The sequence below is a fragment of the Tardiphaga sp. genome (assembly GCF_028290785.1).
Taxonomy (GTDB): Bacteria; Pseudomonadota; Alphaproteobacteria; order Rhizobiales; family Xanthobacteraceae; genus Tardiphaga.
On record NZ_JAQGJD010000188.1, the window covers coordinates 1 to 7,435 of the forward strand.

Annotated in this window: 8 protein-coding genes; 6 read left to right on the forward strand and 2 right to left on the reverse strand. The window is 63.1% G+C overall.

What is annotated here, in order from left to right:
• The first annotated feature begins 370 nt into the window (after positions 1-370).
• Positions 371-1,549, forward strand: a complete 1,179-nt coding sequence (locus JWR89_RS10860; RefSeq protein WP_299715530.1) for a PepSY-associated TM helix domain-containing protein — start codon at positions 371-373, stop codon at positions 1,547-1,549.
• A gap of 60 nt (positions 1,550-1,609) precedes the next feature.
• Here JWR89_RS10860 and JWR89_RS10865 read toward each other — a convergent pair whose 3' ends face one another.
• Positions 1,610-2,038 carry a helix-turn-helix domain-containing protein gene (locus JWR89_RS10865; RefSeq protein WP_299715533.1) on the reverse strand — a complete coding sequence of 143 codons (429 nt, stop codon included), beginning with the start codon at positions 2,036-2,038 and terminating at the stop codon, positions 1,610-1,612.
• A gap of 111 nt (positions 2,039-2,149) precedes the next feature.
• Between JWR89_RS10865 and JWR89_RS10870 the strand changes: the two genes are divergently transcribed.
• The 3 genes from JWR89_RS10870 to JWR89_RS10880 are packed head-to-tail and all read left to right on the forward strand — an operon-like array spanning position 2,150 to position 3,698.
• Positions 2,150-2,548 (forward strand): DoxX family protein, encoded by a 399-nt coding sequence (locus tag JWR89_RS10870; protein WP_299715552.1) that lies wholly within the window; start codon positions 2,150-2,152, stop codon positions 2,546-2,548.
• Positions 2,549-2,552: 4 nt separating this feature from the next.
• A complete protein-coding gene (locus JWR89_RS10875) occupies positions 2,553-3,056 on the forward strand; it encodes a DsrE family protein (RefSeq protein ID WP_299715537.1) in 504 nt (167 codons plus the stop codon).
• A gap of 36 nt (positions 3,057-3,092) precedes the next feature.
• On the forward strand, positions 3,093-3,698 hold the full coding sequence (locus JWR89_RS10880) for a TlpA disulfide reductase family protein (protein WP_299715540.1): 606 nt from the start codon (positions 3,093-3,095) through the stop codon (positions 3,696-3,698).
• A 26-nt stretch (positions 3,699-3,724) separates the two neighbouring features.
• Here JWR89_RS10880 and JWR89_RS10885 read toward each other — a convergent pair whose 3' ends face one another.
• The gene (locus JWR89_RS10885; protein WP_299715543.1) at positions 3,725-4,318 is read right to left on the reverse strand and encodes an invasion associated locus B family protein; all 594 of its coding nucleotides are present in this window, start codon (positions 4,316-4,318) and stop codon (positions 3,725-3,727) included.
• Positions 4,319-4,705: 387 nt separating this feature from the next.
• On the opposite strand from JWR89_RS10885, the gene coxB reads away from it, so the two are divergent.
• Positions 4,706-5,545 (forward strand): cytochrome c oxidase subunit II, encoded by an 840-nt coding sequence (coxB, locus tag JWR89_RS10890; RefSeq protein ID WP_299715546.1) that lies wholly within the window; start codon positions 4,706-4,708, stop codon positions 5,543-5,545.
• 99 nt (positions 5,546-5,644) lie between these two features.
• Positions 5,645-7,294 carry a cytochrome c oxidase subunit I gene (ctaD, locus tag JWR89_RS10895; RefSeq protein WP_299715549.1) on the forward strand — a complete coding sequence of 550 codons (1,650 nt, stop codon included), beginning with the start codon at positions 5,645-5,647 and terminating at the stop codon, positions 7,292-7,294.
• Positions 7,295-7,435: the final 141 nt, after the last annotated feature.

Here is a 7,435-nt window from a genome sequence, read left to right on the forward strand (position 1 = left end):
GGAGGCGGCAAACCGTCGCCACAGGTTGTTATGTCTAGGAAGAACCGACGACAGAGTCTTCTTACAACACGGTAACCTGCGATTCCGGCCCCAGTACGCGCCGAAAGCGCGCCCTGTGGCGACGTGGTCCTGAAGATAGGCACTGCCGTCGCAAAAGGGGAGGGCCTATTGGCCCTCGACGGGCGGTACCGGGATGGCGGATCGCGGCGGTAAACGTAGAGGTATTACAAACTGGCCGGAGCCCCCTCGGGTGGCGAGGCATCCCGCCGTCCGATATTGTGCGGGTGCGTTGTGCCCTCCGCCCGGTGCTGGCCGGCCGGCGGCGCCGATCCGGCGCCGTCCCTTTCCCTCACCGAGATATCCGTCCTTCATGAGCAAACGCCCGATCAAGGCCGCATTTTTGCAGGTCCATTCCATCATTGGCCTTGCCATTTCGCTGGTGCTGACCGTGATCGGCCTGACCGGCGCGACCATGAGCTTCGAAGACGAGATCGGCGACTGGCTGAACGCCGGCATCATGCACGTCGAGGCGCGGCCGGCGCCGCCGCTGACGCCGGATGGCCTGATCGCGCGGCTGCAGGCTGGCGATGCCGGTCGGGTCTCGGCACTGACCCTGTCCAGCGACCCGGCGGCGTCGGTGCACGTCCGCTTTGCGCGCAGCGAGGGCGGCGCGCGGCCGGCTGCGGCCTATGTCGATCCCTATGACGGCCACGTGCTCGGCACGGCGCGCGGCGACGGGTTTTTCGCCACCGTTCGCCAGTTGCATCGCTGGCTGCTGCTGCCGGGCGATGCCAAGGGCTGGGGCCGTCAAATCACCGGCGTGACCGCGATCTGCCTGATGATCATGCTGATTTCCGGGCTGGTGCTGCGCTGGCCGCGGCACGTCCGCAGCGTCAAAGCGTGGCTCAAGCCCAACCTGTCGATGCGCGGTCGCGGCTTCCAGTGGTCGCTGCATTCCGTCGCCGGCACCTGGGTGATGCTGATCTATCTGGTGATGACGACCACCGGCCTGTGGTGGTCGTTCGACTGGTACCGGGACGGCGCCACCTGGCTGTTTTCCAGTCGCACTGTCGCCGCGACGATGCAGCCCAAACCGGCAAAGCCGGTGCGCGCCAGCGTCACTGACGCCGGGCCGCTGACGCTGGATCGGGCGTGGTCGGCGTTCCTGGAACGACAGGGCAGCCGCTACGCAACCGCGCAGGTCACATTGCCGAACGGCGCCGGCACGGTGCTGCGGATTCGCTCCGTGGCGCGCGATGTTGCGCGCGAAGGCGCCCGCGACGAATTTCGCATCGACGCCACCGGCCGCGTGGTGTCGGAAGAGATCTACGCCGACAAGGCATTTGGCGACAAGGTGCTGGCGAGCGTGCTCGACATCCACCAGGGCGCCATTCTCGGCTGGCCCGGCCGGCTGCTGTTCATGCTCGCCGCAAGCCTGATGCCGCTGTTCATGGTGACCGGCTTCCTGCTGTATTTGTCGCGGCGAAAATTGCGCCCCGCGAAGCGGCGGGCAACCAGGTCGGTAAGGACGTTGGTTCCGGGCGAGTAAGGCGGACCGCTTCGAGGCTCTCGTCGATCATGATCGCAGCGCAGAGCTGGGGGCTGTAGCTTAGAGCCTGCTTCCGTTTCGCGGTGCGCGCGATTCCTTCGTGTCCGGTAGTATTTTCGTCGCTTGCGGGCCGGTCGGAAAGCCGTGTTCCTGCGACCATTTGAGCAGCTCGTCGAATACCGGCTTGAGCGCCTTGGCAGCCGGCGTGATCTCATACTCCACGCGCGGAGGGACTTCGGCGAAGATGGTGCGCTTGACCAGTCCGTTGGCCTCGAGGTCGCGCAACTGGATCGTGAGCATGTGCTGCGTCACGCCCGGAATCGATCGACGCAGCTCGCCGAAGCGGCGCTTGCTCTGGACCAACTCCCACAGGATTTCGCCCTTCCATTTCCCCGCGAGCACGCCCAGTGCGCGACGAAACTTCAACGTCTCCGGGCAGCCAGCCAGCGGAGCGCTTTCGCCGTCCGTCTCAATAGTCACATTTTTCATACTGCCTCACAAAAAGCATCCTACTTGTCCTTTTCATCTTACTCCTGAATGTTCGCGATGGAAGGCTTGGGTCGATTGACCGGGCAGAACGGATCAAATCAGGAGTTATCGATGTCGGTTGCTGTTGCTTCGTCGCCGTCAGGATGGAAGTTCGTAGCGCTGTGGTGCGTCAGGGGATTGCTCGCCTTGGCCTTTGCCGCCGCTGGCGCAGCCAAATGGTACGGCGTCCCTATGCTCGTCGAGGAGTTCGAGCATATCGGACTCGGGCAATGGTTTCGCTATTTCACCGGCAGCCTCGAGATATTCGGCGCGATCCTGCTGCTGTTGCCGCAGAAGGCGGTCTACGGTGCGCTGCTGCTGATCTGCGTCATGATGGGCGCGATTATCACCCATCTCTTTGTGATCGGCGGCTCGGCCGTCCCGGCCATCGTCCTGCTGGCCTTGAGCGCCGTGGTCGCCTTTGCCGGGCGCGGCCAGATCGCATCGTTCGTCAAGACATCGCAAGGCTGATGCGATGGACTTCCCCCGCCATCCATTGACGCTTGCCGTGGGGCTCCTGCTGGCCTTTGCGGTGCCGCTGTCCGTGACCCTGTTACCGACGGGGTCGCAGGCGGCATCATCGAAGCCGCCGGCCAAGGTAGTTGAGGTGGTGCCGCACCGGCTGGTGCTCCCGATCAACAGCGACGATCCCACCACGATGCGTGCGCTGATCTCGACCGCGCTCAACCTTCCAAAATACTATCAGGAGCGCAACGAGGCGTTCATGATCGAGGTCGTTGCCTACAATGCCGGCGTCCACATGTTGCGCGCCGACACCTCGCCCGTGAAGGATATGCTGCGCATGGTGAGATCGCTCAATCCGAATATCCGCTTCGTGGTCTGCGAGGCGACCAAGCTGGGCATGGAGCGCAACGAGGGACGTCCGGTCACGCTGATCGACAACGTCGATCTCGTGCCGAGCGGGCCCGGGCGCATCGTCGAATTGCAGGAAGCCGGCTGGTCCTACATACGATCCTGACGCGCGGATTTAAGCCTGGACAGTGGAGCATCTGGCATGACGTCGCATCGTGTTCCTACCCGCCGTGCGGTTGTCGCGGGGATCATGGGCGCGAGCACTTTGCTCGCGTTACCGGCATTGCCGGTTCGCGCCGCGTCCGGGCCGCCGTCTTTCGCGACCGTTCGGCATCAATTTACGCAGGTCCGCGGCGCGCGGCCCGTCCCGCCGGCGCCAATACCAAACCTTGCCGGTGGCGTGCTCGACCTGACGTCGTTTCGCGGCAAGGTCGTGCTCGTCAATTTCTGGGCGACCTGGTGCGCGGCCTGCCGGGTCGAACTTCCGATTCTGGATCGGCTCGCGGAAGCTCATCGTACCGACCTGGCGGTCGTGGCGATCGCCACCGACCGCGATCGATCCCTGGTCGCGCCGTTCGTCAAGCGGTTGAAACTCCGCAACCTCGCGATTGGCCTCGATCCGGGCGGATTGGTGGCGCGAGCCGACGCAAGCGACGGCATCGATACGCCATTCGCGCTTTACGGAATGCCGATCACTTTCCTGATCGGCATCACCGGGCAGGTCGAGGGCTATATCACCGGTGAAGCGGACTGGCTCTCGGTCGAGGCGCGCCAGCTTTTCGATTACTACGCCAGCCGGCGGGGGTAATGGCGGTATCCCTGGCTTTGCGCACCTTACGGTAGCTTGTCGTAGCCCTCGCCGATGCCGTTTAGGCTGAGCGGGAAGCCGATGCCTTCTTCGGGGGTCTCGAAGATGATGAAGGTCGCGGTCTTGGCGGTGCGCAGCTGGCCGAGCAGCTTGTCGTCCATCACCACCTCGGCGACGCAGCCGTTCGGCAGGCACCGCACGAAGCCGGCGCGGCCGACGTCCTGGTTGTCGAGCTTGAGGCCGAGACCGGACGGCAGCAGCACGCCAAGCGGGGCGACCACACGCATCAGCTTGCTCTTCTGGTCGGCGGTCTTCAGCACGATCACGGTGAGGCCGGCATTGGAGCGGTCCTCGGCCACAACGCTCTGGATCAGGGCGCATTGCTCGGCCTGGGCGCCGGGCGGGGTGTCGCAGCGGATCTGCCAGTCGCCGTGCACCGAGCGCACTGCGCCCTGGGCCAGGGACGCGGTTGGCAGCGCCGCCAGCATGGCCATCGCGGCGCAGCCGAGCCCAAGGCGGCGCAAGGCTGCAACAAAGCGAGCGTTGCGGCCCGCAGCCCGTAGGTGCTGGAATTTCGAATGGCCCATCAGGGTCGATCCCTTGGCAGTAGAATTTGGCAAATGTCCGTCGCTAAGGTCTGATACGGCAATGACGGCACCTTGAAGGCATCCGCCGCACGGAATAGCGCCCGCCGGGCGAATCAGCCCGCCGCCAGGCGCCGGAACTGTGCGTACATCGGACAATGCGCCTGTCAAGCACCACGCGTCCATCGATATCGCAGTTTCGCCTGATTCCATGGGGGAAATGCATCGTCGGGGCAATACCCTCGAATGCATCGCGGACGAACCCATTACTGCATTGCGACAGCGCGCGAATTATGGTTTGAGAGGCTGGATTTCGACGCATTCTAACGAAGCGGCCTGGTGCCGTTTGTCCGGATGCGGCCTGGTCCGCAGGTCACGGCGACACGCCGGAATGCGTGAATTTTACATGGGAGCGCGCGCGGCATGAAGATGTCGAATGGCCAGATTGGCCGCCGGTTGCTGGGTTTTGCGGTCGTTTTCGCCGGTATCGCCTTTGGCGGCGCGGCTTTCGCCGAATTGGGGCAGCCCGCGCCCTGGGAATACAAGCTTCAGGAAGCCGCCACGCCGGTGATGGAAAACATCACCTGGTTCCATAATTTCCTGCTCTGGCTGATCACCGCCATCACCTTGTTCGTGCTGGTGCTGCTGATCCTGGTGGTGGTCAAGTTCAATTCCAAGACCAACCCGGTGCCGTCCAAGACCACCCACAACACCCTGATCGAGGTCGCATGGACTCTGATCCCGGTGCTGATCCTGGTCGCCGTCGCGGTGCCCTCGTTCCGCCTGCTGTTCCTGGAGCTGGACATTCCGAAGTCCGACCTGACCATCAAGGCGACGGGCAAGCAGTGGTACTGGAGCTACGCCTATCCCGATAACGGACCCTTCGAGTTCGACTCGCTGATGGCCGCCGACAAGATGCCGCGCCTGCTCGGCGTCGATAACGAGATGGTGGTTCCGGTCAACAAGGTGGTCCGCGTCCAAACCACCGGCGCCGATGTCATTCACTCCTTTGCAATTCCGGCTTTCGGCATCAAGATCGACGCCGTCCCCGGCCGTCTTAACGAGACCTGGTTCAAGGCGACCAAGGTCGGCATGTTCTACGGCCAGTGCTCGGAGCTGTGCGGCAAGGACCACGCCTTCATGCCGATCGCGATCCGCGTCGTCAGCGACCAGGAATTCGCAGCCTGGGTAGAGACCGCCAAGAAGAAGTTTGCGAGCAACCCGGCGAATTCGTTCGCGTCGGCGGCACCCGCGGCGCAGTGAGCTCCGGCTCATAGCGGCAACGATTAAGAGCGACGGGACCGCGAGGTCCGCGGGCCGACAGGCCCAGACTGCCAAGAGACGACAAAGCAGGATTTGAAAATGGCAACGACCGCGGTAACACCGGCTCACGACGACCACGCGCACGACGATCATGCCCACGCCCATCCGACCGGATGGCGGCGTTACGTCTATTCGACGAACCATAAGGACATCGGCACGATGTACCTTATCTTCGCGATCTGCGCAGGCATCATCGGCGGCATCATGTCGATCCTGATCCGCATCGAGCTGATGTATCCGGGCGTCCAGATCTTCCACGAAAGCCATACCTACAACGTGTTCGTGACCTCGCACGGTCTGATCATGATCTTCTTCATGGTAATGCCGGCGATGATCGGTGGCTTCGGCAACTGGATGGTGCCGTTGATGATCGGCGCGCCCGACATGGCGTTCCCGCGCATGAACAACGTCTCGTTCTGGCTGCTGCCCGCGGCCTTCGCGCTGCTCATCATCTCCACCTTCGTGGAAGGCGAGCCCGGTGCCAACGGCGTCGGCGCCGGCTGGACCATGTACGCGCCGTTATCGACCTCGGGCCATCCGGGTCCGGCCGTCGACTTCGCGATCCTGGCGCTGCATCTCGCCGGTGCGTCGTCGATCCTCGGCGCCATCAACTTCATCACCACCATCTTCAACATGCGCGCGCCGGGCATGACCCTGCACAAGATGCCGCTGTTCGTGTGGTCGATCCTGGTCACCGTGTTCCTGCTGCTGCTGTCGCTGCCGGTGCTGGCCGGCGCCATCACCATGCTGCTCACCGACCGCAACTTCGGCACCACCTTCTTCGCGGCCGAAGGCGGCGGCGATCCCGTCCTGTTCCAGCATCTGTTCTGGTTCTTCGGCCATCCCGAGGTCTACATCCTCATCCTGCCGGGCTTCGGCATGGTCAGCCAAGTGATCGCGACTTTCTCCAAGAAACCCGTCTTCGGCTATCTCGGCATGGCGTACGCCATGGTCGCGATCGGCGTGGTGGGGTTCATCGTGTGGGCGCACCACATGTTCACGACGGGCCTCAGCGTAAACACTAAGATGTATTTCACTGCGGCGACGATGGTGATCGCCGTGCCCACCGGCATCAAGATCTTCAGCTGGATTGCGACGATGTGGGGCGGGTCGTTAAGCTTCAAGACGCCGATGTTGTGGGCGATCGGCTTCATCTTCATGTTCACCGTGGGCGGCGTGACCGGTGTCGTGCTCGCGAACGGCGGCGTCGACGATTACATGCAGGACACCTATTACGTCGTGGCGCACTTCCACTACGTGCTCAGCCTCGGCGCGGTGTTCAGCCTGTTCGCCGGCTTCTACTATTGGTTCCCGAAAATGTCGGGACGGATGTACAACGAGTTGCTCGGCCAAGTGCATTTCTGGGTGTTCTTCGTGGGCGTGAACGTGCTGTTCATGCCGATGCATTTTTTGGGGCTGCAAAGCCAGCCGCGCCGTATGCCCGACTTCCAGGATGGCCTCGCCTATTGGAACCACGTCGCCTCGGCTTGGGGCTATTCGATCATGGCAGCGGGACTGGCGGTGTTCTTCATCAACCTACTGTGGTCGCTGTTTTCCGGCAAGAAAGCGCCCGACAATCCTTGGGGTTCAGGTGCGACGACGCTCGAATGGACGCTGTCGAGCCCACCGCCGTTTCACCAGTTCGAGACGCTGCCGATTATAGACGAGGGCGATTCCCATCATCACTGATCGACACTGTCGGCACGGACAAACGCCCCGGAGAAATCCGGGGCGTTTTTCGTTGGAAGGGGACCGACCTCACGCCTATAGCGCCGCTATCCCATGACGACCGAGACGATTGCCCTCCCTGCCGACTGGCGCGATTTCCTG